The organism is Cellulomonas aerilata, from assembly GCF_007991755.1.
Lineage (GTDB): Bacteria > Actinomycetota > Actinomycetes > Actinomycetales > Cellulomonadaceae > Pengzhenrongella > Pengzhenrongella aerilata.
Window position 1 is genome coordinate 109321 of sequence record NZ_BJYY01000002.1, and the last position, 26771, is coordinate 136091.

Consider the following 26771-nt stretch of genomic DNA (forward strand, 5'->3'; position numbering starts at 1 on the left):
CTCACAGCGCGAGGAGAACTCCCATGCCCTCCCAGCCCGGCAGCTCGACCGGCAGCTCGACCGACACCCTGACCGGCAGCGTCCTCGACCAGTCGCTCGCCCAGGTCGACCCCGAGATCGCCGCCGTCCTCGAGGGGGAGCTGGACCGCCAGCGCGGCACCCTGGAGATGATCGCCAGCGAGAACTTCGTCCCGCGCGCCGTCCTGCAGGCGCAGGGCTCCGTGCTGACGAACAAGTACGCCGAGGGGTACCCGGGCAAGCGGTACTACGGCGGCTGCGAGCAGGTCGACGTCGCCGAGAACCTCGCCATCACCCGCGCCAAGGACCTGTTCGGCGCCGAGCACGCCAACGTCCAGCCGCACTCCGGTGCGCAGGCCAACGCGGCCGTGCTGCACGCGCTGATCAACGCCGGGGACAAGATCCTCGGCCTGGAGCTCGCGCACGGCGGGCACCTCACGCACGGCATGAAGATCAACTTCTCCGGGCGGCTCTACGACGTCGGCGCGTACGGCGTGGACCCGGACACGTTCCTCATCGACATGGACACCGTCCGGCAGCGTGCCCTGGAGCACCGCCCGGACGTCATCATCGCCGGCTGGTCGGCCTACCCGCGGCAGCTCGACTTCGCCGCGTTCCGGTCCATCGCCGACGAGGTCGGCGCCAAGCTCTGGGTGGACATGGCGCACTTCGCCGGGCTGGTCGCGGCGGGGCTGCACCCGACGCCCGTCCCGCACGCCGACGTCGTCTCCTCCACGGTCCACAAGACCATCGGCGGCCCGCGCTCCGGCTTCATCCTGTCCCGCCAGGAGTACGCCCGGAAGATCGACTCCGCGGTGTTCCCGGGTCAGCAGGGCGGGCCGCTCATGCACGTGATCGCCGCCAAGGCGGTGTCCTTCAAGATCGCTGCGAGCGAGGACTTCGCCGCCCGCCAGCAGCGCACGCTCGACGGCGCGCGGATCATCGCCGAGCGGCTGTCCGCGCCGGACGTCGCCCGGGCCGGCGTCTCGGTCCTGACCGGCGGCACGGACGTCCACCTCGTGCTGGTGGACCTGCGTGACTCGGACCTCGACGGCCAGCAGGCCGAGGACCTGCTGCACGCCGCCGGGATCACCGTGAACCGCAACGCGGTGCCCTTCGACCCGCGCCCGCCGCGCGTCACGTCCGGCCTGCGGATCGGTACCCCGGCGCTGGCGACCCGCGGCTTCGGTGACACGGAGTTCACCGAGGTCGCGGACATCATCGCCACGGCCCTAATCGCCGGTGCCTCGGCCGACGTCGAGGCGCTGCGCGCCCGCGTCGCCACGCTCGCCGACGCGTTCCCGCTCTACCCCGGCCTGCAGCAGTGAGCGCCGCCGAGGGCTCCCCGCGGGCGCAGGTGCTCGACGGCACCGCCACCGCCAAGGCCATCAAGGCCGAGCTCGCCGAGCGGGTCGCGGTCCTGCGCGAGCGAGGGGTGGTACCCGGGCTGGGCACCGTCCTGGTCGGGGACGACCCGGGCAGCAAGGCGTACGTCGGGGGCAAGCACCGCGACTGCGCCGAGGTCGGCATCGCCTCGATCCGGGAGGACCTGCCCGCCGACGCCACCCAGGCGGACATCGAGGCGGCGGTCGAGCGGCTCAACGCCGACCCTGCCTGCACCGGCTACATCGTCCAGCTCCCGCTGCCGAAGGGCATCGACACCAACCGCGTGCTCGAGCTCGTCGACCCCGACAAGGACGCCGACGGCCTGCACCCCACCAACCTCGGGCGCCTCGTCCTGCGGGTCACCGAGCCGGTCACCTCGCCGCTGCCGTGCACCCCGCGGGGGATCATCGAGCTGCTCCTGCGGCACGGGATCACGCTGGCCGGCAAGCACGTCGTCGTGGTCGGCCGCGGGACCACGGTCGGGCGCAGCATCGGGCTGCTGCTCACCCGGCGCGAGCACAACGCGACCGTCACGCTCACCCACACCGGCACGCTCGACCTGGCCGAGCACACCCGGCACGCCGACGTGGTCGTCGCGGCGGCCGGGGTGCCCGGGATCATCACCGCGGACCTGGTCCGGCCGGGCGCGATCGTGCTGGACGTCGGCGTCACCCGCGTCGTCGACGGCGGGACCGGCAGGACCCGGCTCGCGGGCGACGTCGACCCCGGCGTCGCCGAGGTGGCCGCCTGGGTCTCGCCGAACCCCGGTGGGGTCGGTCCGATGACGCGGGCGATGCTCCTCGCCAACGTGGTCGACAGCGCCGAGGCGCAGGCCGGCTGACCGCGGGCCGCGCCGCCGCCGTCCGATCCCGCCGCGCGCAGCGGCGGACCGGCGCCCTTCCGGCGGCGCGGCCGGTCGGTCAGGATGCGCGGATGACGACGCCCCGGCCGACCGCACCGCTCGACCACCTCGTGCACCTGGCAGAGCTGCAGAGGGCGTTCGCGCGCACGGTCCCCGCCGTCGACCCGCAGGCGCGCGTGCCGTGGTGCGGGCGATGGCGGGTGCACCACCTCGTCGTCCACCTCGCGCGGATCCACCACTGGGCGGCCGCCCAGGCGCGCCGGACCTGCGAGGTCCCGCTCGGGCGTGGGCCGTTCGAGCTCGAGCCGTTCTACCGGCGCTGCGCCGCGGAGCTGCGTGACACGCTCGTCGAGCTCGGCCCGGACGCGGTCGGCTCCACGCTGCTCGGCCCCGGTCCGGCGTCGTTCTGGCGGCGCCGCCAGCTGCACGAGGCGCTCGTCCACCTCTGGGACCTGCGGACCGCGGGCGGCCTCCCGCTCGACGTCGACCCGGCGCTGTGGGCCGACACGGTCGACGAGGTGGTGACGGTCATGCAGCCGCGGCAGGTGCGGATGGGCCGGATGGACCCGCTGCCCGCGCCGGTGGCCCTGGTCGCCACCGACGCCGGTGACCGGACGTGGACGCTGGGCCCCGGCGGCGGTGACCAGGCCGGGGTGCGGGCCGGGATGCCGGCCGGGGCGCAGGTCACCGGACCGGCGCAAGGACTCGCCCTGCTCCTGTGGGGCCGCGCGCCGGCCGACGACCCGTCCCTGGCCGTCACCGGTGACCGCGCCGTGCTGGTGGACACGCTGAGCCGGCGCCTGACGCCGTGAGCGACCGTTGACCACCGCCCGCGGGCGTCCCTAGGCTCGACGTGGCTGATGCGGCCGGCCGCGTGCGCCCTGCCGGGGTGTGGTGAACGCATCGCAGGCAGGTCCTTCGCTGACCGATCCCCCCGCGACGACGCAGGCGGGCCGGCCGGAACGCACGCACCGACCCGTTCCCGCCGACGCCCGAGCGGAGGATGCGTCCATGACCGCCCTCATCCACCCGGCGGACCCCAAGGCCATGGCGCGCGTGCTGCGCGCCGACGTCCACGACCGGTACGGGGTCGAGCTCACGCACAGCCAGTGCCTGGAGATCGTCGCCCACCAGCTCGGCGCCGGGAGCTGGAACGTGCTGGCCGCGCGCCTGCGCGACGCCGTCGGACCCGAGGCCGACGGCGCACCCACCGCCCCCGCGGCCGCCGCCCCCCCGGCCGCCGCGACCGATGGGTTCCCCTGGGGTGGTGCCGCGACGACCATCCCGGTGCTGCGCATCTTCTCGGTGGCGGCGGCCACGCAGTTCTACGTCGACTTCCTCGGCTTCCGGCTGGACTTCGGCGGCCCGGCCGGCGGCCCCGGCACGGCGTTCTACGGCCAGGTCACCCGCTGCACCACGACGCTGCACCTGACCGAGCAGCCCTACGACCCCCGGCCGGGCGCGACGACGCACGTGTGGATGTCGGGCCTGGACGCCTTGCGTGCGGAGCTGGACGAGCGGCGCACCACGGTCCCGGTGTGGGGCCCGGCGGTGTGGGTGCCGGACCTGGAGCAGGCGCCGTGGGGAGCGCGCACCCTCACGCTCGCGGACCCGTTCGGCAACACGCTGCGCCTCACCGAGCCGGACGACCCTGCGGAGCGGGCCGGGCTCCCGGTGTGGTCGACCGGCTGACCCGTGTGCCGCAGGCGCCGTCGCGCGTCCCTCGGCGCCCCGCGGAGGTCACTCGAAGGTCAGGCAGAACGGGTGGCCGGCGGGGTCGGCGTACACGCGCCACGTGCCGTGGTCGTCGGAGACGAGCCGCGCCCCCAGGGCCAGGACCTTCTCCTGCGCGACCGCGATGTCGTCCACCGCGATGTCGAGGTGGAGCTGCTGCGGCACAGTGGGGTCCGGCCAGGTCGGGGCCGGGTTGTCGGGCGCCAGCTGGAAGGACAGCCGGGGCCCGTCCCCGCCGGGCGCGGGGCCGATGTCCACCCAGTCCGGCTCCACCCCGATCACCTCCAGGCCGAGGACGGCGGCGTAGAAGTCCGCGGCGGCGCGGGGGTCGGGGCAGTCCAGGACCACGGTTCCGAGTCGGCCGATCATCGGGCCATCGTGCCCCCGGCTGCTGCGCCGCGCCACGGTCGCCCGACCCGGTCGGCGACCCGTCCCCGGGCCGACGCCGCCCGGTCACGTGCGGGACGCCCGCCGTTGCTTGACCCGCGGGTGATCTGCCACCAGGTTGTCCCCGGCGCACATCCACGCCACCTCACTCACTCTCGCGACCCGCACGTGGGGCGCGGACAGGGGATCGACACATGCACGCAGTGACGGGTCGAGCACGAAGGGCAGGCGCCGTCACGGCGACGGCCCTCTCTGCTCTCGCCGTGGTCTTCGCCGGTGCGGCACCGGCCGGGGCAGCGGAGGTGGAGGCGGCGGCGACGGTCGACCTCAACCTCCTCAACATCAACGACTTCCACGGCCGGATCGGCCGCACCGGCCCCAACCTGGCCAGCACGGTGCCGTTCGCCGGGACGGTCGAGCAGCTCCGCGCGGAGCACGGCGAGGAGAGCACGCTCTTCCTCTCCGCCGGCGACAACATCGGCGCCTCGCTGTTCGCCTCGTCCTCCGCGCAGGACCAGCCCACGATCGACGTCCTGAACGCCCTCGACGTGCAGGCGTCGGCCGTCGGCAACCACGAGTTCGACCAGGGGTTCGCCGACCTGCGCGACCGGGTCATCGGCGGCGGGAACGCAGACTGGACCTACCTGGCCGCCAACGTCTACGCGGTCGGCACGACCGACCCGGTGCTGGACGAGTACGCGCTGTTCGAGGTGAGCGGCGTGACCGTGGGCGTCGTCGGGGCCGTCACCCAGGAGACCCCGACGCTGGTCTCGCCCGCCGGCATCGCGACCCTCGAGTTCGGGGACCCGGTCGAGGCCGTCAACCGTGTCGCGGCGCAGCTGAGCGACGGCGACGCGGCCAACGGGGAGGCCGACGTCCTGGTCGCGGAGTACCACGAGGGCGCCGCGTCGGTGGACGCCGACCCGACCCTCGAGGAGGCGCTGGCCGCCGGTGGGGTCTTCGCCGAGATCGTCGGGGAGACGTCGGCCGAGGTCGACGCGATCTTCACCGGTCACACCCACCAGAGGTACGCGTTCTCGGCGCCGGTCCCCGGCGTCGACGGCGCGACCCGGCCGGTCGTGCAGACCGGAAACTATGGCGAGCACGTCGGCCAGATCGTGCTCACGGTGGACCCCGCGACCGGGGACGTCGTGTCGCACACGGAGCGCAACGTCGCCCGCACCGCGGTGCCCGACGCCGAGCTGATCGCCACCTACCCCCGGGTGGCCGAGGTCGCCGGCATCGTCGACGCGGCGGTCGCCGCGGCCGAGGTCGTGGGCAACCGGCCGGTCGGCTCCGTCACGGCGGACATCACGACGGCGTTCGCGGGCGGGACCTGGACGGGCCCCGGCGGCACGTACGTCGGCGGCTCACGCGACGACCGCGCGTCGGAGTCGACGCTCGGCAACCTGGTGGCCGACTCGCTCCGCGAGACGCTGGCCGACGCGGACCGCGGCGGCGCGCAGATCGGCGTCGTGAACCCCGGCGGGCTGCGGGCCGAGCTGCTCGCCGCCGGCGACGGCGTCATCACGTTCGCCGAGGCGAATGCGGTCCTGCCGTTCGTCAACAACCTCTGGACGACGACGCTGACCGGGGCGCAGTTCAGGACGCTGCTCGAGCAGCAGTGGCAGCGCGACGCCGCGGGCAACGTCCCGTCACGGGCCTACCTGCAGCTCGGCCTGTCGGACAACGTGTCCTACACGTTCGACCCGGCGCGGGCCGAGGGTGACCGGATCACCAGCATCACGGTGGACGGCCGGCCGATCGACCCGGACGCGGAGTACCGCATCGGGACCTTCAGCTTCCTCGCCCAGGGCGGCGACAACTTCCGCGCGTTCACGCAGGGAACCCGGACGCGCGACTCCGGCCTCATCGACCGGGACGCGTGGATCGCCTACCTGACCGCGAACAGCCCGCTGACGCCGAGCTTCGACCGGCGCTCCGTGCTGGTCACCGGCTACCCGACGCAGGCCCGGACGGGCGACAGGCTGACCCTGGGCGTCGAGCGCCTCGACCTGACGTCGCTGGGTGCCCCGGCGAACACCACACTGACGGCCTCGTGGGGCGACGGGCCGGTCGTGGCGACCGTCCCGGTCACCGCCGGCGCGGCGCGGCTCACGCTCACCGTGCCCGACGACGTCGTCGGCGAGGCGACGCTCGTGCTGCGGGCCCAGCCGTCCGGCACCACGGTCCGGCTGCCGCTGACGGTGGAGCGGTCCGTCGTGCCGACGTCCACGGCGCTGACCCTGTCGGCGGCGTCGGTCCGGTACGGCACCGCGGCCACCGCCACGGCGACCGTCACCGGTGCGACGAGCGGGGACGTGCGGTTCACCTGGGACGGCACCAGCGTCACCGTGCCGCTCGCGGACGGCGTCGCGACGACCACGCTGCCGGCCGGCCTGGCCCGCGGCGCCCACCCGGTCGTGGCGGAGTTCCTCGGCACCGCCGAGGCGGCGCCGAGCACGTCCGCACCGGTCACGCTCACCGTGGTGGGCCGGTCCTCGTCCGTGGACCTCACCCTCGCGCCGCGCAGCGTGTTCCAGGGCCTGCCCTCCGTGGCGGTCGCGCGCGTCCGCAGCGAGGGTCGCCCGGCGCAGGGCCGGGTCGAGGTGCTGGTCGACGGCGCGGTGGTGGCCACCCGGCAGGTCCAGGACGGCGTCGTCGCCGTCGTCCTGCGCTCGTCCACGCTGGCGGTCGGCCGGCACGACGTCACGGTCCGCTACCTGGGCAGCGACTCCACGGAGCCGTCCGAGGACACCGCGACCCTGACGGTGAGCAGGCTGTCGCTGCGGCGGTGACCACGGGGTAGCACCCCAGGGCGCGTGACGCGTCAGCCCTGACGCACGGAGACCGGCGGCCGCCATCGACTGGTGGCCGCCGGTCTCGTACGTCCGGCGCCGGGTCCCCGGTGCGCCGGTCGACCGGCGCACCGGGGACCCGGCGCCTCGGTGGGCGGTGTCGGAGGCGTGGGGTTGGATGGGGTGGTGCTGACAGTCGCCACCGCCAACGTCAACGGGATCCGAGCCGCCCACAAGCGCGGCATGGGGGAGTGGGTCGACACCCGCAAGCCCGACGTGCTGCTGCTGCAGGAGGTCCGGGCGCCGGACGGGCTGCTCGCCGAGTTCTTCCCCGCGGACGGGTGGGACCTCGCGCACGCCGAGAGCGAGTCCAAGGGCCGGTCGGGCGTCGCGATCGCGTCGCGGCTGCCGATGAGCGCCGTGCGGATCAACCTCGACCAGGGCGTGGAGACCAACACCGGGCGCTGGGTCGAGGCCGACCTGGAGCTGGCGGCCACCGACGAGGCGCCCGCCCGCACCCTGACGGTCGCCTCCGGCTACCTGCACTCGGGCACGGAGAACACCCCGTCGATGGACGAGAAGTACGCGTTCCTCGACCTGGTGACGGCGCGCATGGCGACCCTCGCGGCGGACGGCGGCCTCGCGATCGTCGCCGGCGACCTCAACATCGCCCACCGCGAGGTGGACATCAAGAACTGGAAGGGCAACCTGAAGAAGGCCGGCTTCCTGCCCGAGGAGCGGGCGTACGTCGACCGCTGGCTGGGCCAGGGCTGGCACGACCTGGGTCGCGAGCTCGGCGGCGAGGGACCGGGGCCGTACACGTGGTGGTCGTGGCGCGGCAAGGCGTTCGACAACGACTCCGGCTGGCGCATCGACTACCAGCTCGCCACCCCGGCGCTGGCGGACCTGGCGCGCACCGCGGTCGTCGAGCGTGCCGAGTCCTACGACCGCCGGTGGAGCGACCACGCGCCGCTGGTCGTCGAGTACGCGCTCTAGCGACGCCCGCCCCGCGCCGCCGTGCCACCCCCGGACATCCCCGCCTGCGTCGTGTCGGTCAGCCGCGACGACGCGCACCGCTTCAGCAAGCCGGTGGTCGACGCCATCACGCTCGTGGAGGGCTGGGGCGTGGAGGGCGACGTGCACGCCGGTCGCACGGTCCGGCACCGGTCCCGCCGCGCACGCGAGCCCGAGCTGCCCAACCTGCGCCAGGTCCACCTGCTCCACGAGGAGGTCCTGGACGACGTCGCCGGACGGGGCTTCCGGGTCGCGCCGGGCGAGATGGGCGAGAACGTGACGACCCGCGGCGTGCTGCTGCTCGCGCTGCCGGTCGGCACCGTCCTCGGGCTGGGGCCGGACGCGTCGGTCGAGCTCACCGGCCTGCGCAACCCGTGCCGGCAGATCGACGGGCTCGCCCCCGGCCTCATGCGCGAGATGGTCGGCCGGGACGCCCGGGGGGACGTCGTCCGCCGCGCGGGCGTGATGGCGGTCGTCCGGACCGGCGGCGTCGTCCGGCCGGGAGACCCGGTCACGGTGTCGCTCCCGGACGGTCCGCACCGCCCGCTCGGGCCGGTGTAGGCGACCGCTCGGCACCGTCCGGCGGTCGCGTCCGTGCCGCTCCCGCCGTCCGTGCCGCCCCCGCGCCGCCTCCCCGCGCCCGCCTGCGGCCGCGGTGGACGACGGCGCCTACGGGGCGTCGTGCGCCGCCGTCGCGCTGCTCAGCGCCTGACCGGCGCGCCGCTGCGCCTCGTGCGCCTGCGACTCCAGCAGCTTGCGGCGCGCGCGCCACTGCGCGGCCGTGCGCGAGGTGATGTTCGGGTCGTCCCGGCGGATCCCGACCGCCCCGTCGAGCTGCTCGCGCAGGATGTCCAGGTGCCCGGCGTGCCGGGCCGTCTCGACGCACATGTGCACGAGGATCTGGCCGAGCGTGACGTCCCGCGTCTCGGGGCGCCACCACGGCACCACGCCGCGGGCGTCCAGGGGCAGCGCGTCGATGGTCGCGTCGCTGTGCTGCGCGGAGAACCGGTGCAGCTCCAGCACGCTCTCCCGTGACTCGTCGGCCGGCACCCACAGGTCGGAGTCGGGCTCGGCGTCGTCGGCGAACCAGGGCAGGTCGCGCCCGCTGGGCCGGCCGAACACCTCGGCGAAGTAGCCCAGCTCGACGCTCGCGACGTGCTTGACGATGCCGAGCACGTTCGTGCCGGTGGGCGTCAACGGTCGCCGGGCGTCGTACTCGTCGAGTCCCTCGAGCTTGAGCAGCAGCGCGGCCCGGCCCTGCCGCAGGTAACGGTGGAGGGTCTGCTTCTGGTCCATGGACCCACTGTGCCCAACCTGCCTCGGCGGAGGCCATGGCTTTGGGGCCATCGGTCCAGGGCCGTCGGTCCCCGGGCCATCGGGTCCAGGGGCCGCGCCCGTGGCCGGCGGCGGCGGCGTGCCACCCGGCGGCGAGGTCGTCGGGTCCGACGCGGGCCTGCGCCCGGCCGTCAGTACCGGATCGCGTCGATGACCTTCACGCGCACCGCCACGATCGCCGGGATCAGCCCGGCCAGCGCCCCAACCCCGGTCGCGCACACCATGCCGAGCAGGGCGGCCGACCGCGGGAACGGCGGGGTGTCGTCCAGGGCGACCCCGAAGATCGACTCGACCGGGATGTTCTTGATGACCACGACCGCGGCGATGACCCCGACGACACCGGCGACGGACGTCGCCACCACGGACTCCATGAGCACGCCGAAGAACACCCGGCCGGACGTCGCCCCGAAGCTGCGCCGGATGCCGATCTCGCGGATCCGGTAGCGCACGGTCACCAGGGAGATGTTGACCAGCCCCAGCCCGCCGAGCAGCAGCGCGACCGCGCCGATGCCGGTGATGACCCACTGGACGCCGCCGTCCAGGACGTCGAAGCCCTCGCCCTGCTGGAAGACGTCCGCCTGGCTGTTCGGCAGCGCCGCCTGCAGGTCCCGGCGGACCACCTCGGTGAGCTCGTCCGCCATCTCCGGCGGCACCCACAGCTGCAGGCTCGGGATCATCGGCCCGAAGCTGGGGTCCGGCGTGGCCCAGCGCGAGAAGTGGTCGTAGAGGAGGAACGCCGTCGGGCCCTCCTCCGGGAACCGGTCCTCGACCACCCCGATGACGGTCGCCCGGACGGGGCTCTTCCCCCCCAGCACGACGGTCGGGTGGCTGCTCAGGTCCACCGCGCCCAGCTGGGCCAGGAAGGACTCGTTGACGACGAGCGGCGGGGCGAGCCGGTCGACGTCGGACTCGCTGAACCACGTCCCCTGCGCCGGCTGCACGCGGCGCATGACGCCGTACTCGGGGTCGACCACCTGCACCTGGACGTCCTGCGCACCGGTCGGGAACCGGAACCGGAGCTGGGTGAACATCTCCCGGCTCGCGTACTCGATGCCGTAGCGCTCCACGACGCGGGCGAACTCGGCGTCGTACTGCGCGGCGGTCCCCGGTCCGCTCTCCCCGAGCGGGAACGCGTTGACCACCAGGGTGGTCGGGCGGCCGATGTCCCGCTCGACCTGCTCGCGCAGCACCTGGTTCATCATCTGGGCGGCGGCGGTGATGCCGGTGATCGCGCACACCGCGACGGCGACGCCGACCAGTGCCAGGAGCACCCGCAGCTTGTGGATGCGCAGCTCGTCCCAGGCCTCGACGACGGCGCCGACGAGGCCGGTCATGCGGGGCCCCGCACGTGCTGCGGGGCGGGCGGGGCGGCGACGGCCGGCGTCCCGGACGGGAGCGTGACGGCGCCGTGCGGGCGGGAGACGGGCAGGTCGCCCACCCACTCCGTGACGTGCCCGGGGGAGTCGAGGGTGAGCGGCACCAGCACGCCGTCGGCCAGCCGGTAGTGCCGCTGCGCGCGGGCGGCGACCGCGAGGTCGTGCGTGATGGCGATGAGCGCGGCACCGGTGTCGGACGCGATCTCGTCGAGCAGCGACATCACCTCCCCGCCGGTGTCGACGTCCAGGGCGCCGGTCGGCTCGTCGGCGAGGATCACCCGCGGGCGGCGCACCAGCGCGCGGGCGATGGCGACGCGCTGCTGCTCGCCCCCGGACAGCTTCTCGGGCATGGCGTCCAGCCGGGCACCCAGTCCCACGCGGTCGAGCATCTCGGCGGCGAGCCGGGACCGGGACCAGAACGCCCGCCCCCGGGCGTACAGCAGCGGGGCGGCGACGTTCTCCAGCGCCGTCCGGCCGGGCAGCAGGTTGAACTGCTGGAAGACGAAGCCGAAGTCGTCCCCGCGGCGCCGGGCGCGCGCCCGTCCGGACAGCCGGCCGATCGGGGTGCCGTCCAGCGCGTACTCGCCCGAGGTGGGGGCGTCCAGCAGGCCGAGGATGTTCAGCAGCGTCGACTTGCCGGTGCCCGAGCGCCCGACGACCGAGACGTGCTCACCGGCGTCGACGGACAGCGTCACCCCGGTGAGGATGTGCAGCATCGAGTCGTCCGGCAGCCGGACCGAGCGGGTGACGTCGGTCAGCTCGAGCAGGGCCATCAGCCACCGAACCCGAACACGGCGCCGCCGTCGGTCCCCGGCTGCGGCGCGACGACGTCGCCGACCGGGATGAACTGCAGGATCTGGTCGCCCTCGGCGAGCCCCTCGGTGATCTGCACCTGCTCGCCGTCGTTCAGGCCCAGGCCGACGGTCCGCTCCTCCTGGGTGCCGTCCGGCAGGACCACCCACACCTTGCCGGTCTGCACCGACCCCTGCACGGCGGTCACCGGCACCACGAGCGCGCCCTCGGCCGAGCCGTTGGTGATCGCCAGGTCGGCGCCGAGGCCCGGGAACGCGGTGATCCCCGGGGGGACGGCGCACGACACGGTGCCCGACGTGGTCACGGGCTGGCCCGTCACGGGGTCGACCGTCTCGGGGGCGTCGGCACCGCCGGTCGCGGTCGGCGGCGGACCGACCCGCAGCCCGGTGCAGGTGAACGGGGCCGGGCCGCCGCGCAGCGTGACGTCCGCCTGCGCGGGCGCGGACACCAGGCGGTACTGCTGGTCCGGGGTCAGCGTGCCGGTCACCGACAGCGTCCCGGGCGCCACGGTGCCGATCGTGTCGCCGACGGCCAGCACCTGGTCCCTCAGCGTGGTCATCGCCAGCGTGCCGGCGATCGGCGCGGTGACGGTCTCCCGCTTGATCTTCGGCTTGTTCTCCCGGACGGTCTGCTCGCCGGTCTCCGGGTCCGTCGTCACGGTCGGCTCGACCGGTGTCTCCTGGGTGATCTCGAGCAGCGGTGCGCCGGCGGCGACGGCCTGGCCGTTGGTCGCGATCACCTTGGTGACCGTGCCGGCCAGCGTGGCCCGGGCCGGGACCGCGGGGTCGGCGACGACCGAGCCCTGCACGGTGACGGTGTTGGTGATCGTGCCGGTCGACACCGGGACCGTCGGCTCGACGATCTGCGCGGACGGCTGCAGCGGGTCCTCCGGCGCGGTGACGTCCGTGCCGGCGAACGCCATCTTCACCAGGGCGACGGCGATCACCGCCAGCAGGATCAGACGGATGACGGGGAAGACGATCCTGCGCGTGACGCCCACGCCGAGCTCCTTGCCTCGATCGGCAGCGGGCGGGGTGGACCCCACCCCGGGGCCGGCCGACCGTGCCGGTCGGCGTGCCGCAACCCCTGCGTGCCTCCCGCAACCTAGCCCAGCGCCGCGCGGTCCCGGCAGGATTCGACCGCGTGCCGCGTGCCTCGCGGTGGTCGGGCCGGTGCGCCGCGGTGGTCGACGGTGCGGTGGTCGGACGGCGCGTGGTCAGGCGGTGCGGCCCGCCGGCGCGGACGCCTCGGCCACGAGGAAGGCCGGCGGCGTGAACCCCGCCTCGTCGAAGGCCCGCGCCACCGCGGCGGCCACCGCGTCGATCGACCCGACCTCGACGAGCGCGATCGCCGACCCGCCGAACCCGCCACCGGTCATCCGCGCGCCGAGCGCGCCCGCGGAGCGCGCGGACTCGACGACGCGGTCCAGCTCGGGGGCACTGACCTCGTAGTCGTCGCGGAGCGACGCGTGCGAGGCGTCCATGAGCGGACCGACGTCGCGGACCCGCCCCGCGTCGAGCAGCGCGACGAACTCCTGCACCCGGGCGATCTCGGTCACGACGTGGCGGACGCGGCGCCGGGTGACCTCGGCGGGCTGGTCGCCGTCGGTGAGCCGGGCCAGCGCGTCCGGCAGAGCGTCGGGTGTGATCTCCCGCAGCGTGCCGACGCCCAGCTGGGCGGCGGCCGCCTCGCACGCGGTGCGACGGGCGGCGTACTGGCCGTCGACGAGCGCGTGCTCGGCGCGGGTGTCGACCACCAGCAGCGCCAGGCCGGCGGCGGCCAGGTCGAACGGCACGTGCCGGACGGACTGGTCCAGGCAGTCCAGCAGCAGGGCGTGACCGGACCGGGCACGCAGGGAGGAGGACTGGTCCATGCCGCCGGTCGGCGCGCCGGCGATGTCGTTCTCCGCCCGGATGCATGCCGCGGCCAGCCGGGCGCGGCCGGCGTCGTCGGCGGCCAGGCCCAGCCCGAACACGTCGTCGAGCGCGACGGCGACGGCGCACTCCAGCGCCGCGGACGACGACAGGCCGGCGCCGTAGGGGACGCACGAGTCGACGACCGCGTCGAACCCGCCGACGACGTGGCCGTCCCCGGCGAGCGCCCACGCCACACCGGCTGCGTAGGACGGCCAGCCCTGCACCCGCCCGGGCAGCACGTCGGCGAGCGGCGACGTCCACACCCCGGCGCCCTGCTCCTGCGCGGAGGCCAGCCGGACGAGGGTCGCGTCCGACCCCTCGCCCTGCGCCCGTCGCAGCGCGACGTACGTGCGGTGCGGCAGGTCGATGGGCAGGCACAGACCGCCGTTGTAGTCCGTGTGCTCGCCGATGAGGTTGACCCGGCCGGGAGCGGACCACACGCCGTCCGGCTCGGCACCGAAGCGCTCGCGGAACGCGGCCACGGCACGCTCGGCGCCCGCGGCCGGCTCCCAGGCGTCGACCCAGGTGATCGTCCGGGCGGCGTGACGGCTCATCGGGCCACCTCCGCCCCGGGTGCGGCGGTGGTGCCGCGGAGGCAGCAGGCAGCCGTGCGATGTGTCGCGAGCATCTGGGCAGTATCCCCCACCGGCCGCCGGGGCTCCCTCCGGCCGTCCGCCGGCACCGCTGGCGGACGGCACCGGTGTGTAGACAGCCTGACTAGGTAGCCGTACTGTTTAACGGGTGACGACGACGCCGACGGCACCGGGATGGCCGGGGGACTGGCTGCGCGGCGTCCTGGAGGTCTGCGTGCTCCGGGTCCTCGCCGACGGGCCGACCTACGGGTACGCCATCGCCACCCGGCTCGCCGACGCCGGCCTCGGGGCGCTCAAGGGCGGGACGCTCTACCCGCTGCTGGCCCGCTTCGAGTCCGCCGGGCTCGTCGCCGTCGAGTGGCGCGCGGGGGACGGCGGACCGGGGCGCAAGTACTACGCCCTCACTACGGACGGCGTGCGGGCCTGGCGCGACGGGGCGCAGCGCTGGGCCGACTTCGCGCGGCTCACCTCCGAGCTCGTCACCTCAGGTCCCGACGGCACCAGCGCACCCGCCGACCCCGCCCCTCCCGCCGTCCCGGCACCACCTGCCGTCCCGGCACCACCTGCCGTCCCGGCACCACCCGCCGACCCGGCCGCACCCGCCGGTGCACCGGCACGTCCACCGGCCCGGCCGACCGGCCGGCCCACCGGCTCGTCGACCAGCCCCTCGAACGGACCCCAGCCGGTCCGGAACGGAGCACGACCATGACCGCCTCGCCGTCCGGCCCCCCCAGCCCGTCCGCCCGCCGCTCCCGCCTCACCCTGCGGGGCACGGTCCCGTCCGACGTCGCGCCCGGGCTCGACCCCGCCTGGGCCGAGGCGTTCGTGCTCGAGCTGCGGCTCGCCGACGTCCCGGGCAGCGCGATCGGTGCGGCGCTCGCCGAGGTGGCGTCGCACTGCGCCGAGAGCGGTGAGACGCCCGAGGACGCGTTCGGGGAGCCGGTCGCCTACGCCCGCAGCCTGACGCTGCCCACGACGCCGCCGCCCGCGCCGCCGTCGCCCGTCACCGCGGTGCCGTGGGTCGTGCAGACGCTCGGGCTGCTCGGCCTGGCGACCGCGGCGCCGTCGCTGGTGGCGGGGGACCCGGTCGACGTGACGACCGGGCACGTCGCGGCCGTCGTCCTGCTCACCGCCGGACTCGTGGCGCTCCAGCGGTGGGGCGCGCAGGTGCTGCGGCTCGTCGTCCGGCACCCGGTGCTGGCCTGGCTGGCCCTCATGGCGCAGCTCGGGGTGATGGTCGCGGTGTTCCTGCTGCTCGACGGCGTCGTCGCGCAGGTCCCGGCCGCCGGGGCGATGGCGGTGAGCGCGGTCGTGCTCGTGGCCGGGACGGTCGCCGTGCTGGCCGCCCTGCGCCGAGTCGACCTGGCGGACGACCCGGTGACCACCCCGCTCGCGCCGGCGCGACCGCGCGCCGGCGTCACGGCCGCCGCCCTGCGGTACGGGCCGGCACTGCTGTCGCCCGTCGCGGCCCTCGTGCTGGTGGGGACCGGTCTGCTGCTCGGCGGCTGAGCGGCCCGAGTCAGGCGTCGGTGGCGTTCCCGCGGTTGGGGCCCGCCTCGGGGGGCCGGGGACCGTCCTCGGCGTGGAAGCGCACGGCGAGCATGGCGATGTCGTCCGACCGCCTCGTACCGCCGACCTCGCGCACGAGGACGTCGAGCAGCCCGTCCAGCGGCTCGTCGCGGTGGCGGACGAGCGCCTCGCGCAGCGCCTCCATCCCCACGCCGATGTCGCTCCCACGTCGCTCGACGAGCCCGTCGGTGTAGAGCACGAGCGTCGACCCGGGCGGCACGACGCGCCCGTGGTCGTGCCGGGCGGTGTCCGGGAACAGCCCGAGCAGGGGGTCGTTCCCGACCTCGAGCAGCTCGGCGGTCCCGTCGGGGTGGAGCAGGGCCGGGAACAGGTGCCCCGCGCTCGACCAGCGCAGCCGCCGCAGGCCCCGGCGTGCGTCCTCGGGGGTCTGCTCCACGGTCATCAGCAGGCAGGTGGCCAGGGCGTGGACGCCGAGCCCGTCGAGCGTCCGGTCGAGGCGGGCGAGCACGTCGGCCGGGGAGCCGGCGTGCTCCCACGCCAGCGTGCGCAGCACGGTCCGGAACTGGCCCATGGCGGCCGCGGCGCCGATGTCGTGACCGGTCAGGTCGCCGATCACCAGGGCGGTGACGCCCGTGGGCAGCAGGAGCGCGTCGTACCAGTCGCCGCCGACCTTCTCGTCCCGCGCGGCGGGCAGGTAGCGGGCTCGGATCTCGAGGTGGTCCGGCTCCGGCAGGGGCGTCAGCAACGCCTCCTGGAGCACCAGGGCCGCGTGCCGGCGCTCGGCGTACAGGCGGGCGTTGTCGAGCGCGACCCCCGCCCGCGCGGCGACCTCCTCCACGACGTCGAGCTCCTCGCCGGTCCACGGGGCGGTCCCGGCGTCCCGGTACAGGCTCAGCAGGCCCGCCACCCGCCCGCGGGCGCGCAGCGGGACGGTCACCATCGAGCCGGTCCGGAGCCGACGCAGCAGGTCGGACGCCGTGACGTCGTCGACGATCGTGTCGGCGATGAGGTCGACCGACGGCTCGTCCCCGGTGCCGAGCTGGACGAGCTGGCCCGTGGCCAGCGAGCGCCGTGCCGGCGCCTGCGGGGTCAGCACCGAGATCCGGGCGCGGGCGTACGCCTCGGCCCACTCCTGCCGGGCCGTGTCGTGGTGCACCACGGCCATGTCGTTGAGCCGCCCGTCCTCGACCAGGCTGACGATGCCCCAGTGACCGAGCAGGGGCACCACGAGGCGTGCCAGCCGGCGCACGCCCTCCTCGGCGTCCAGGGTCGCGGTGAGCGCCTCGGTGACCTCGGTGAGCAGGCCGACGCCCCAGACCGAGACCCCGTCGGGGGCCCCCGCGGCGCCGCCGGGGGACGGGGACGGCCGGCGCGTGGCCGTGACGTCCTCCAGGACCACGTCCACCCCGTCGGGGCCGGGGTGGACGTGCACCTCGTACCAGCCGTCGAGCGACGGGTCGTACTGGACCAGCCGCGACGGCTTCCCAGTCGTCAGCGACTGCCGGCACGCCGCGACGACGTCCGCCGCCACGGTCCCCTCCCGCCCCTGCCACGGGTCGTCGCCCTGCAGGTCGGCGTCGGTCAGGCCGAGCGCGGCCCGTGCCACCGGGTTCGCGTGCACCACGCGCAGCTCGCGGTCGACGCAGACGGCGGCGAGCGGGACCCGGTCCAGCAGGCGCACCAGGCGCTGCGTGCGCGCGTCGTCGCGGGGGAGGTCCGACGGCCCGCCGTCGGCCGGTGCGGCGCCGCCGGGGATCACCGCGCAACCGGGGCGAGCCCCAGCGGCCTCCCGGCCAGACCACGGCCGCGCGAGGCGAGACGGCGGGCGACGTCGCGCAGCACGACGGCGGCCGGCGACTCCGGCGCGGCCAGCACGACCGGCAGGCCGGAGTCCCCCGCCTCGCGCAGGCTCACGTCGAGGGGGACCTGCCCCAGCAGCGGGACCTGCGTGCCGGTCGTCCGGCTGAGGTTCGCGGCCACGGTCGCCCCGCCGCCGGCGCCGAAGACCTCCAGCCGGGAGCCGTCCGGCTGCTCCAGCCAGGACATGTTCTCCACCACCCCGACGACGCGCTGGCGGGTCTGCTGGGCCACCGCACCGGCACGCTCGGCGACCTCGGCCGCCGCCACCTGCGGGGTGGTCACCACGACGATCTCGGAGCTCGGCAGCAGCTGGGCCACCGAGATCGCGATGTCCCCGGTGCCCGGCGGCAGGTCGAGCAGCAGCACGTCCAGGTCGCCCCAGAACACGTCGGCGAGGAACTGCTGCAGGGCCCGGTGCAGCATCGGCCCGCGCCACACGACGGGCTGGCCTGCCGGGACGAACATGCCGATGGAGACGACCTTGACGCCGTGCGCGATCGGCGGCAGCAGCATGTCGTCCACCCGGGTCGGCGGCCGCGAGACGCCCAGCATGCGGGGGATCGAGAACCCGTAGACGTCGGCGTCGAGCACGCCGACGCGCAGCCCGTCGGCGGCCATCGCGGCGGCGAGGTTCGCCGTGACCGACGACTTGCCGACGCCCCCCTTGCCGGACGCGATCGCCAGGACCGTGGTGAGCGACGTCGGCTGCGCGAACGGGATGACGGGCTCGGGGGAGCCGCCCCGCAGCATGGACCGCAGCTCCGTGCGCTGCTCGGCGCTCATGACGCCCATCGCGACCCGCACGGCGGTGATGCCGGGCACGCCGGAGGCGGCGGCGGTGATGTCGCGCGTCAGGGTGTCCTTGAGCGGGCAGCCGGGCGTGGTGAGGTCCAGGCCGACCGTGGCGAGGGTCCCGCCCGAGCCGTCCGGCCCGACGTCGACGGACCGCACCATGCCCAGCTCGGTGATCGGTCGGTGGATCTCGGGGTCCTGGACCGCGGCCAGGGCGGCGCGGACCGCGGCGACCAGGGCGGTGGGATCGGCGACCGGAGGCATGGCCCCATGGTAGGTCGGGCGCGCAGCCGCCCCGCCGCAGCCGGGCACGCACCGCTCCGCTCCGAGCCCAGCTGGGCCGAGCCCAGCCGGGACGGGCGGCCGAGCAGAGCGGGGCCGCGCCCAGCCGGGCCCAGCCGGGCCGAGCCGGGCCGGTGGCATGCTGGCGGGATGCTCTCGGTGGGCGTCGTGGTGGTCGTGACGGTGGCCGCCGCCGCGGCCGTGGCGATCGCGCTGCGGGGCCGTCCCCTGCGCCGGACGGCCACGGCGCTGCGCGTCGCCGCCGCCGTGGCGACCGTCGTCGTCGCCGCGGCGATCTGGGCACCCGCCTGGCGCGACAGCGGCGGGTTCGCGGCCGTCCTCGTCGGCGTCCCGCCTGGCGCGACAGCGGCGGCCGCGGCGGGGCGGGCGGGGCGCCGTGCCCCCGCTGTCCGGTGGGCGGCCGCCGTGGTCATGCTCGGCTGGAGCCTGGTGACGGCGCTCGGCCTGGGTGGGTCCTTCCTCGCGCCGTCCGCGCTGATGCTCGCGGCTGCGGCCGTGTCCGCCCGTGCGGGCGCGCACCGGGTGGCCGGACCCGGTGGCGACGCGCCCCTGAGGGTCAGTCCCGGCGGGGGCTGACCGGCTCGCGGCGCTCGCGGCCCTCGCGGCTGCCGTGGGCCGAGTGACCGGTGTGCCGCCCCTCGTGCGGCTCGCGGTCGCTCCCGTCGCGGTCGGTGGTGAGCTCCTCGAGCAGGTTGCGGAGCTCGGAGCGGACGAAGTCGCGGGTGGCCACCTCGTTGAGGCCGATCCGCAGGGCCGCCATCTCCCGGGCCAGGAACTCGGTGTCCGCGAGGTTCCGCTCCGCGCGCTGCCGGTCCTGCTCGAGCGCCACCCGGTCCCGGTCGTCCTGCCGGTTCTGCGCCAGCAGGATCAGCGGCGCGGCGTAGGAGGCCTGGGTCGAGAAGAACAGGTTGAGCAGGATGAAGGGGTACGGGTCCCACTGCAGGCCCCACAGGCCCACCACGTTGATCGTCACCCACACGATCACGAACGCGGTCATGTACAGGAGGAACCGGCCGGTGCCCATGAAGCGGGCGAACGCCTCCGCGAGGCGCCCGACCCGGTCGGGGTCGCGCCGGATCCGCGGGACCCAGGAGCGGCGGACGGCCTTGGGGGTGTCGAGGCGCTCAGCCACGACCGGCCCCGGACTGCCCCGTGCCCAAACGCACGATGCCCTCGGACGTCCCGTCGTCGGACTCGCGCCAGTCCTCGGGCAGCAGGTGGTCGAGGACGTCGTCCACGCTCACGACCCCGAGGAGCCGGCGCTCGTCGTCCAGGACCGGCACGGCCAGCAGGTCGTAGGTGGCCAGCAGCCGGGTGATCTGCATGAGCGGCGCATCGGCCGTCACGGCGTCGATCCCGGAGTCGACCAGGGTGCCGATCGACTCGTGCGGCGGCTCGCGCAGCATCCGCTGCAGGTGGACCACCCCGAGGAACCGGCCCGTGGGCGTCTCGGCGGGCGGCCGGGCGACGAACACCATGGACGCCAGGGCCGGCGTCAGGTCCTGACGGCGCACGTGGGCGAGGGCGGCGGCGATGGGGGTCTCGGGCGGCAGGACGACCGGCTCGGTCGTCATCAGGCCGCCGGCGGTGTTCTCCTCGTAGGCGAGCAGGCGGCGCACGTCCTTGGCCTCGCCCGGCTCCATCAGCCCGAGCAGCTCGGCCGCCTGCTCCTGCGGCAGCTCGCCGAGCAGGTCGGCGGCGTCGTCGGGCTCCATGGCCTCCAGGACGTCGGCCGCCCGGCCCTGCGCGAGCCCGGACAGGATGGTGACCTGGTCGTCCTCGGGCAGCTCCTCCAGGACGTCCGCGAGCCGGTCGTTGCTCAGCGCGGCGGCGACCTCCAGCCGGCGCTGGGTGCCCAGCCCGTGCAGGACGTCGGCCAGGTCCGCGGGCTTGAGGTCCTCGTACGCCGCGAGCAGGAGCTCCGCCCCCTGGGCGGCGGACGCCCGGGCGAGCCCGGTGACCCCGGTGACGGGCACCAGGAGCGTCTCGCCCCGGCGGCGCAGCAGCCCGCCCCGGGCGCGGGCGTGGCGTCGGACGAACAGCTGGGTGACGAGCCAGTCGCCGTTGCGCTGGCGCTCGATCGCCAGGTCCTCGACGGTGGCGGCGCCCGAGCCGTCGGTGAGCTCGACGGACCGGTCGAGCAGCTCCCCGACGGCGAGCGTCTCCATCGACCGCTGCTCGAAGCGCCGCATGTTCACGAGCCCGGTCGAGATCACCTGGCCGCTGTCCATGCTGGTCACCCGGGTCAGCGGCAGGAACACGCGCCGGCGTCCGGGGACCTCGACGACCAGGCCGACGGCACGCGGCAGGCCCTTGGGCCGGACCAGCACGACGACGTCGCGCACCCGTCCCACCTGGTCCCCGAGGGGGTCGAAGACGCTGGTGCCCGCGAGGCGCGCGACGAAGACGCGGATCCCGGCGCTGCTCACGGCGGCCAGCCTAGTGCCGCGCGGTCGAGGCGGCGGTCGAGGCGGCGGTCGAGGCGGCGGTCCGCCGCCGGGGCCCGGGGGGCACCCTGCCCCGCAGCCGACTCCTTGGCCCCTCCCAGGTTCGTGCGGGAGGATCGCCCCATGGCGTTCTCGAACCAGGCCCGCGTCCCCCGCACCCCCACCCTGCCCAAGGGCGAGCAGGTCGCCGTGTACGGCACGTACCTGGAGGCCCAGCGCGGCGTCGACCACCTCGCCGACAAGAACTTCCCCGTGCAGATCGTGACGATCGTCGGGCTGGACCTGCGGATGGTCGAGCGGGTCACGGGGCGGCTGTCCTACCCCCGGGTCGCGCTCGCCGGTGCGCTGTCCGGCGCGTGGTTCGGGACGTTCGTCGCGCTGCTGCTGTGGATGTTCAGCCCGTCGGGAGCCCAGGCGTTCCCGTTCGTGGCCGCGATCCTCATCGGTGCGGCGTTCGGGATGCTGTTCTCGGTCATCACCTACTCGCTGACCGGCGGCAAGCGGGACTTCACGTCCCAGAGCCAGATCGTCGCGTCGAGCTACGCCCTGCTCTGCGAGGCCGAGCAGGCGCACAAGGCCCGCGCCCTCCTGCAGGAGATCGGCGGGACGACGTCGGGGTGGCCCACGCCGCCCGTGCCCGCGGCACCCGCCGGCCGCCCGTCGGACCCGTCCGCGACCTACCCGGCCGGACCGCAGGGACCGCCGTCCGGCTCGCCGACCACCCCGCCCGCCCAGCCCACCCACCCGCCGGCGCCGCCGCGCCTGTGAGCCGCCTGTGAGCCGCCGGTGGGATGCCGGCGACGGGACGACGCGAGGAGGGGCGGTGCCGGACCGGCACCGCCCCTCCTCGCGTCGATCGGCCGTCCGCCCGTCCGAGGCGCTGGGCGGTCAGTCCTCGAGGATCGTGGCCATCCAGGCCTCGACGTCCTCCGGGCGCCGAGGGAGCGCGGCCGACAGGTTCTCGTTGCCCTCCGCGGTGACCAGGACGTCGTCCTCGATCCGCACGCCGATGCCGCGGTACTCCTCGGGCACCGCCAGGTCGTCGGACTTGAAGTACAGGCCGGGCTCGATGGTGAACACCATGCCGGGCTCCAGGACGGCGTCCAGGTACATCTCCCGGCGGGCCTGCGCGCAGTCGTGCACGTCGAGCCCCAGGTGGTGGCTCGTGCCGTGCACCATCCAGCGCCGGTGGTGCTGGCCCTCGGGGTCCAGCGACTCCTGCGCCGTCCCCGGGAGCAGCCCCCACTCGGCGAGCCGCTCCGCGATGACGACCATCGCCGCGGCGTGCACGTCGCGGAAGCGTGCGCCCGGGACGGCGACCGCGAAGGCGGCGTCGGCGGCGTCCAGGACGGCGGTGTAGACCCGGCGCTGGACGTCGGTGAACGTCCCGTCGACCGGCAGGGTGCGCGTCACGTCCGCGGTGTAGAGCGAGTCGGCCTCCACGCCGGCGTCGACGAGCACCAGGTCGCCGGGGCGCACCGGCCCGTCGTTCTGCGTCCAGTGCAGCGTGGTGGCGTGCTCGCCGGCGGCCGCGATCGTCTCGTACCCGACGGCGTTGCCCTCCAGCCGCGCGTGGGCGGCGAAGGTCCCCTCGATGACCCGCTCGCCGCGGGGGTGCTCCGCGGCGACCGGCAGGTCCCGGACGACCTTCGCGAAGCCGGCGACCGTGGAGTCGACGGCGCCGCGCAGCTCGGCGATCTCGTGCTCGTCCTTGACCAGCCGCAGCTCGGAGAGCGCCTCGGCCAGGCGGGCGTCGTCCAGCCCGGCGTCCTCGGCGGCGCGGATCTCCTCCACGACCGCCTCCACCGCCTCGTCCGCGCCGGGCACCACGAGCAGCCGGACGCCGTCCGGGCCGACGTCCTTGGCCAGCGCGTCGCGCAGCGAGTCCAGGTCGGCGGTCCGGATGCCGGTGAGGGTGGCGACGTCGTCCAGCGTGGGGCGGGCGCCGACCCAGAACTCCCCGATGCGCGAGTCGGCGTAGAACTCCTCGCTGTCCCGGCCGGCGAGCGGGCGCAGGTAGAGCACGGCCTCGTGCGCCGGGCCGTCGGCGCCGTCCGCGCTGCCGTCCGTGCCGACGGGGTGCAGGACGAGGACGGCGTCGGGCTCCTGCTCGGTGCCCAGCCCGGTCAGGTGCGCGAACGCGGAGTGCGGCCGGAACCGGTAGTCCGTGTCGTTGCTGCGCACCTTGAAGCCGCCGGCCGGGACGACCAGGCGCGCACCGGGGAACTGCGCCGACAGCCGCTCCCGACGTCGCGCGGTGTACGGCGCCGCGGGACCCGGCCGGACCGCGAGGTCGGGCCGCTCGCCCCACCCGGAGGTGATGAACGCCTTGAACGCCGCGGAGGACGGGCGCTGGGAGCGGTTGTCGCCGCGGGACTCCAGCGGCTGCTCCTCCGTGCCCGCCTCGGGCAGCGTCTCGGGGGCGGCCTCGAGAGCGGCCTCGGGGGAGCGGTCGGGCGCGGCGGTGGGCGTGGTCGGCTCGGTCATGCGCCCCATCGTCCCACCGTGCCGGCGGGCGCCGTCCGTCCGGCGCGACGGCGACGCGACGGGACGGCGGGCGCACGGGACGCCACCGGCCAGCGCCTACCCTGAGCACCGTGCTGATCGACCTCCATGCCCACTCCACCGCGTCGGACGGGACCGACGCACCGGCCGGGGTGGTCCTCGCGGCGGCCGCGGCCGGCCTCGACGTCGTCGCGCTCACCGACCACGACACGACCGCCGGCTGGGCGGACGCCGCCGCGCAGGCCTCGGTCACGGGCGTCACCGTCGTGCTCGGCAGCGAGATCTCGGCGCGCTGGGACGGCATCAGCGTCCACCTGCTCAGCTACCTGCACGACCCGACCCACCCGGCCCTGCTGGCGGAGTCGTCGCGCACGCGCGCCGCCCGCCTGGACCGCGCGCGCACGATGGTCGACCACCTCGCCGAGGACTTCGGGCTGACGTGGGAGGACGTCATGGCGCACACCGGCGCCGACGCGACGGTGGGCCGTCCGCACATCGCCGACGCGCTCGTCGCCCGCGGCGTCGTCGCGGACCGCAGCGCGGCCTTCGCCACGATGCTCGTGCCGTCCTCGCGCTACTACGTCCCGCACTACGCCCCCGACGCGGTCGACGCCGTCGCCGCGATCCGTGCGTCCGGCGGGGTGCCGGTGTTCGCGCACCCGGGCGCGGACGCCCGCGGGCGGGTCGTGCCGGACGTCGCCGTCGAGCAGCTCGCCGACGCCGGCCTGGCCGGGCTCGAGGTGCACCACCGCGACCACGACCCGCGGCAGCGGGCGCGGCTCGCAGCGCTCGCGGACCGGCTCGGGCTGCTGGTCACGGGGTCCAGCGACTACCACGGGACCGGCAAGCCGAACCTGCTGGGGGAGAACACCACCGCACCGGACGTGCTCGACCGCATCGCGGAGCAGGGCACGACGGCGGTGGTCCGCCCGTGATGGAGCTGTTCGACCCGCGACTGTTCTCCGAGGTCTTCATCACGCTCTTCGTCATCATGGACCCGCCGGGGACCGTCCCGATCTTCCTCGGTCTGACCGGGGCGATGACCGGCCGCCAGCGCACCCGCGCCGCCCGCCAGGCGATCCTCGTCGCGTTCGGCGTCATCGCCGCGTTCGCCCTGTTCGGGCAGAACCTCCTCGACTACATGCACATCTCCCTGCCGGCGCTGCAGGCGTCCGGGGGTCTGCTGCTGCTGCTCGTGGCGATGGAGCTCCTGACCGGCAAGATGGAGGAGCCGGCACCGTCCGGCAACACCGGCGTCAACGTCGCCCTCGTGCCGCTGGGCACGCCGCTGCTGGCCGGCCCCGGCGCGATCGTGGCCACGATGGTCTTCGTCAGCGGGTCGGACGAGTCCCTGTCCGACTGGGTGTCCATCGGCACGGCGCTGCTGGCCGTGCACGTGTGCCTGTACCTGTCGATGCGGTTCGCGAACCTCATCCACCGGGTCCTCAAGGACAGCGGCGTGATCCTGGTCAGCCGCATCGCCGGCCTGCTCCTGGCCGCCATCGCCGTGCAGCTCGTGGCGGACGCGGTCCGGGCGTTCATCGAGGCCGGCTGACCCCTCCCGCCCCGGCGCCGGCGTCCGGACCCGCGAGCGCCGCAGCGAGCCGTCGGACGCCGAACGCGAAGGCCTCGTCGACGTCCCCGCCGAGCGCGAACGCACCGGCGAGCTCCATGGTGATGAACCCGTGCGCCCAGGCGGTCACGGTCCGCGCCGCCGGCAGGGCGTCGGCCGGTCCGGCGAGGGCCGCCGCGACGCGCAGCACGGGAGCGCTGGCGCGGGCGAGCGCCTCGCGGTCGGGTCGCGCAGCGGCCGGGCCGGGCACGAAGATCAGCCCGTAGCCGGCCGGGGCGCTGCGGGCGAACGCGCGCAGCGCCCCGGCCAGCGCCGCGAGGTCCCGGACCGCGTCGCCCGAGTCCGGCACCGCGGCGAGCCGCTCACCCAGGGCCTCGACGGTCGCCGCGGCCACCAGCCGGACCAGGTGGTCACGGTCCGCCACCCGCTTGTACAGGGACGGGGCCCGGACCCCGACGCGCGCGGCCACGGCCTGCATGGTCAGCCCGGCGACGCCGTCCGCCTCGAGCACGGCCCGTCCGGCGGTGACGACGGCCTCCAGCGAGGTGCGCTCCGGTGCCGGCATGACGCTCCCTCCGGGCTTCGACGACGTGCCGGCCGCCGGGTCGGGTCACCGCGGCGGGACGGAAGGCTATTGACCGTAGCCTTCACCGGAGCCTATCGTCTCCGACGAAGGCTAACGACCGTAGCCTTGTCGACGACGTGAGGACGCACCATGAGGCTGGCACCCGGTCTGCACCGCATCGGCAACGACCTCGTCGCCGCCTACCTCGTGGTGACGCCGGACGGCGTCACCGTCGTCGACGCCGCGCTGGCCGGCCACTGGCGCGAGCTGGTCGCGGAGCTCGCGACCGTCGGCCGGACGCCGGCGGACGTGCGCGGCGTCGTCCTCACGCACGGCGACACCGACCACCTCGGCTTCGCCGAGCGGCTGCGCCGGGACCACGGGGTGCCGGTGCACGTGCACCGCGCCGACGCCGACCGTGCCCGGGGCCGGGTCAAGGCGGCGGCGACGTGGGGTCGCGTCAACCCGGTCGCGACCGCGCGGTTCCTGGCGTACGCGGCCCGCAGGGGCGGCCTGCGGACCACCTACCTCACCGAGGTGGTCGAGGTCGACGACGGCCAGGTGCTCGACCTGCCCGGCGCGCCGCGCGTCATCGGGCTGCCGGGCCACTCGCCGGGGAGCGTCGCCGTGCACGTCTCGTCGGTCGGGGCGCTGTTCGTCGGCGACGCGCTGACGACCCGGCACGTGCTGACCGGGCACCGCGGCGCGCAGCCGGCCCCGTTCACCGACGACCCCGACGGTGCGCTGGCCTCGCTGGAACAGCTCGCCGGGCTCGAGGCGGCGTGGGTCCTGCCCGGGCACGGCACCCCGTGGACCGCCGGTGTCGACGCCGCGGTCCGCGCGGTCCGGGCGGCCGCGCCGGTGGGTCGCCCCCGCTGAGGCGTCCGGGTTGCCCGTGCCCGTGCCCGTGCCCGTGCCCGTGACGTGCCGAGGGCCGCGGACGGTGTCGTCCGCGGCCCTCGGG

The 26771-nt window shown here is 75.6% G+C and carries 26 protein-coding genes; 14 read left to right on the forward strand and 12 right to left on the reverse strand.

Translation table 11 applies throughout. From position 1 onward, the window contains the following. Positions 1-23: 23 nt before the first annotated feature. The 4 genes from glyA (at position 24) to CAE01nite_RS03700 (ending at position 3958) form a co-directional block, all read left to right on the forward strand. Positions 24-1346 (forward strand): serine hydroxymethyltransferase, encoded by a 1323-nt coding sequence (gene glyA / locus CAE01nite_RS03685; protein WP_146900137.1) that lies wholly within the window; start codon positions 24-26, stop codon positions 1344-1346. Continuing rightward, on the forward strand, positions 1343-2245 hold the full coding sequence (locus tag CAE01nite_RS03690) for a bifunctional methylenetetrahydrofolate dehydrogenase/methenyltetrahydrofolate cyclohydrolase (RefSeq protein ID WP_146900140.1): 903 nt from the start codon (positions 1343-1345) through the stop codon (positions 2243-2245). Before glyA ends, CAE01nite_RS03690 begins: the two co-directional genes overlap by 4 nt. 92 nt (positions 2246-2337) lie before the next feature. Then, on the forward strand, positions 2338-3078 hold the full coding sequence (locus CAE01nite_RS03695; protein ID WP_146900143.1) for a maleylpyruvate isomerase family mycothiol-dependent enzyme: 741 nt from the start codon (positions 2338-2340) through the stop codon (positions 3076-3078). 199 nt (positions 3079-3277) lie between these two features. Next, a complete protein-coding gene (locus tag CAE01nite_RS03700) occupies positions 3278-3958 on the forward strand; it encodes a glyoxalase superfamily protein (protein ID WP_146900145.1) in 681 nt (226 codons plus the stop codon). A 48-nt stretch (positions 3959-4006) separates the two neighbouring features. Here the strand turns inward: CAE01nite_RS03700 and CAE01nite_RS03705 are convergent, their stop codons facing one another. Further along, complete coding sequence (locus tag CAE01nite_RS03705; RefSeq protein ID WP_146900148.1) at positions 4007-4369, reverse strand: VOC family protein; 363 nt, start codon at positions 4367-4369, stop codon at positions 4007-4009. Between the two features lie 212 nt (positions 4370-4581). On the opposite strand from CAE01nite_RS03705, the gene CAE01nite_RS03710 reads away from it, so the two are divergent. The 3 genes from CAE01nite_RS03710 to CAE01nite_RS03720 all read left to right on the forward strand — a co-directional run bounded on the left by CAE01nite_RS03710 (position 4582) and on the right by CAE01nite_RS03720 (position 8760). Further along, on the forward strand, positions 4582-7185 hold the full coding sequence (locus CAE01nite_RS03710; protein WP_146900150.1) for a 5'-nucleotidase C-terminal domain-containing protein: 2604 nt from the start codon (positions 4582-4584) through the stop codon (positions 7183-7185). Between the two features lie 186 nt (positions 7186-7371). Further along, entirely contained in the window at positions 7372-8181 is an 810-nt protein-coding gene (locus tag CAE01nite_RS03715) for an exodeoxyribonuclease III (protein ID WP_146900153.1), read from the forward strand. 51 nt (positions 8182-8232) lie between these two features. Beyond that, positions 8233-8760: an MOSC domain-containing protein gene (locus CAE01nite_RS03720; protein ID WP_246130986.1), complete on the forward strand. Its 528-nt coding sequence runs from the start codon at positions 8233-8235 to the stop codon at positions 8758-8760. A gap of 108 nt (positions 8761-8868) precedes the next feature. Here CAE01nite_RS03720 and CAE01nite_RS03725 read toward each other — a convergent pair whose 3' ends face one another. From CAE01nite_RS03725 to galK, 5 genes are all read right to left on the reverse strand, one after another. Beyond that, entirely contained in the window at positions 8869-9495 is a 627-nt protein-coding gene (locus CAE01nite_RS03725; RefSeq protein WP_146900156.1) for a DinB family protein, read from the reverse strand. A gap of 170 nt (positions 9496-9665) precedes the next feature. Further along, entirely contained in the window at positions 9666-10868 is a 1203-nt protein-coding gene (locus CAE01nite_RS03730) for an ABC transporter permease (RefSeq protein WP_146900159.1), read from the reverse strand. Next, positions 10865-11683 (reverse strand): ABC transporter ATP-binding protein, encoded by an 819-nt coding sequence (locus CAE01nite_RS03735; RefSeq protein WP_146900162.1) that lies wholly within the window; start codon positions 11681-11683, stop codon positions 10865-10867. Before CAE01nite_RS03735 ends, CAE01nite_RS03730 begins: the two co-directional genes overlap by 4 nt. Next, positions 11683-12723, reverse strand: coding sequence for an efflux RND transporter periplasmic adaptor subunit (locus CAE01nite_RS03740; RefSeq protein WP_186816401.1), 1041 nt, complete (start codon positions 12721-12723; stop codon positions 11683-11685). Before CAE01nite_RS03740 ends, CAE01nite_RS03735 begins: the two co-directional genes overlap by 1 nt. Positions 12724-12939: 216 nt before the next feature. Continuing rightward, complete coding sequence (gene galK, locus CAE01nite_RS03745; protein ID WP_146900165.1) at positions 12940-14193, reverse strand: galactokinase; 1254 nt, start codon at positions 14191-14193, stop codon at positions 12940-12942. A 187-nt stretch (positions 14194-14380) separates the two neighbouring features. Between galK and CAE01nite_RS18900 the strand changes: the two genes are divergently transcribed. After that, positions 14381-14941 carry a PadR family transcriptional regulator gene (locus tag CAE01nite_RS18900; RefSeq protein ID WP_371862884.1) on the forward strand — a complete coding sequence of 187 codons (561 nt, stop codon included), beginning with the start codon at positions 14381-14383 and terminating at the stop codon, positions 14939-14941. Continuing rightward, positions 14938-15741 carry a hypothetical protein gene (locus tag CAE01nite_RS03755; protein ID WP_146900168.1) on the forward strand — a complete coding sequence of 268 codons (804 nt, stop codon included), beginning with the start codon at positions 14938-14940 and terminating at the stop codon, positions 15739-15741. Before CAE01nite_RS18900 ends, CAE01nite_RS03755 begins: the two co-directional genes overlap by 4 nt. A 10-nt stretch (positions 15742-15751) precedes the next feature. On the opposite strand, the gene CAE01nite_RS03760 is transcribed toward CAE01nite_RS03755, so the two are convergent. After that, positions 15752-17521, reverse strand: coding sequence for a SpoIIE family protein phosphatase (locus tag CAE01nite_RS03760; RefSeq protein WP_146900171.1), 1770 nt, complete (start codon positions 17519-17521; stop codon positions 15752-15754). Then, positions 17518-18678, reverse strand: a complete 1161-nt coding sequence (locus tag CAE01nite_RS03765) for a P-loop NTPase (protein WP_146900174.1) — start codon at positions 18676-18678, stop codon at positions 17518-17520. The genes CAE01nite_RS03760 and CAE01nite_RS03765 overlap by 4 nt, the downstream gene beginning before the upstream one ends. A 168-nt stretch (positions 18679-18846) precedes the next feature. Here CAE01nite_RS03765 and CAE01nite_RS03770 point away from each other — a divergent pair, with 168 nt between their 5' ends. Continuing rightward, positions 18847-19293 carry a hypothetical protein gene (locus CAE01nite_RS03770; protein WP_146900177.1) on the forward strand — a complete coding sequence of 149 codons (447 nt, stop codon included), beginning with the start codon at positions 18847-18849 and terminating at the stop codon, positions 19291-19293. Here the strand turns inward: CAE01nite_RS03770 and CAE01nite_RS03775 are convergent. After that, complete coding sequence (locus CAE01nite_RS03775; protein ID WP_146900180.1) at positions 19274-19849, reverse strand: DUF1003 domain-containing protein; 576 nt, start codon at positions 19847-19849, stop codon at positions 19274-19276. The genes CAE01nite_RS03770 and CAE01nite_RS03775 overlap by 20 nt on opposite strands. Beyond that, positions 19842-21146, reverse strand: a complete 1305-nt coding sequence (locus CAE01nite_RS03780) for a magnesium transporter MgtE N-terminal domain-containing protein (RefSeq protein WP_146900183.1) — start codon at positions 21144-21146, stop codon at positions 19842-19844. The genes CAE01nite_RS03775 and CAE01nite_RS03780 overlap by 8 nt, the downstream gene beginning before the upstream one ends. A gap of 141 nt (positions 21147-21287) precedes the next feature. Here CAE01nite_RS03780 and CAE01nite_RS03785 point away from each other — a divergent pair, with 141 nt between their 5' ends. Further along, a complete protein-coding gene (locus CAE01nite_RS03785; RefSeq protein ID WP_146900186.1) occupies positions 21288-21932 on the forward strand; it encodes a YflT domain-containing protein in 645 nt (214 codons plus the stop codon). Positions 21933-22052: 120 nt separating this feature from the next. Here CAE01nite_RS03785 and CAE01nite_RS03790 read toward each other — a convergent pair whose 3' ends face one another. Continuing rightward, positions 22053-23651 (reverse strand): aminopeptidase P family protein, encoded by a 1599-nt coding sequence (locus tag CAE01nite_RS03790; protein WP_146900189.1) that lies wholly within the window; start codon positions 23649-23651, stop codon positions 22053-22055. 110 nt (positions 23652-23761) lie between these two features. On the opposite strand from CAE01nite_RS03790, the gene CAE01nite_RS03795 reads away from it, so the two are divergent. Together CAE01nite_RS03795 and CAE01nite_RS03800 are read left to right on the forward strand one after the other, a co-directional pair. Next, complete coding sequence (locus CAE01nite_RS03795; RefSeq protein WP_146900192.1) at positions 23762-24604, forward strand: PHP domain-containing protein; 843 nt, start codon at positions 23762-23764, stop codon at positions 24602-24604. Continuing rightward, positions 24604-25224 carry a MarC family protein gene (locus CAE01nite_RS03800; protein ID WP_146900545.1) on the forward strand — a complete coding sequence of 207 codons (621 nt, stop codon included), beginning with the start codon at positions 24604-24606 and terminating at the stop codon, positions 25222-25224. The genes CAE01nite_RS03795 and CAE01nite_RS03800 overlap by 1 nt, the downstream gene beginning before the upstream one ends. Here the strand turns inward: CAE01nite_RS03800 and CAE01nite_RS03805 are convergent. Further along, positions 25208-25807 (reverse strand): TetR/AcrR family transcriptional regulator, encoded by a 600-nt coding sequence (locus tag CAE01nite_RS03805; protein ID WP_146900194.1) that lies wholly within the window; start codon positions 25805-25807, stop codon positions 25208-25210. The two genes, CAE01nite_RS03800 and CAE01nite_RS03805, sit on opposite strands and share 17 nt — an antisense overlap. Positions 25808-25957: 150 nt before the next feature. Here CAE01nite_RS03805 and CAE01nite_RS03810 point away from each other — a divergent pair, with 150 nt between their 5' ends. Next, positions 25958-26686: an MBL fold metallo-hydrolase gene (locus tag CAE01nite_RS03810; RefSeq protein WP_146900197.1), complete on the forward strand. Its 729-nt coding sequence runs from the start codon at positions 25958-25960 to the stop codon at positions 26684-26686. Positions 26687-26771: the final 85 nt, after the last annotated feature.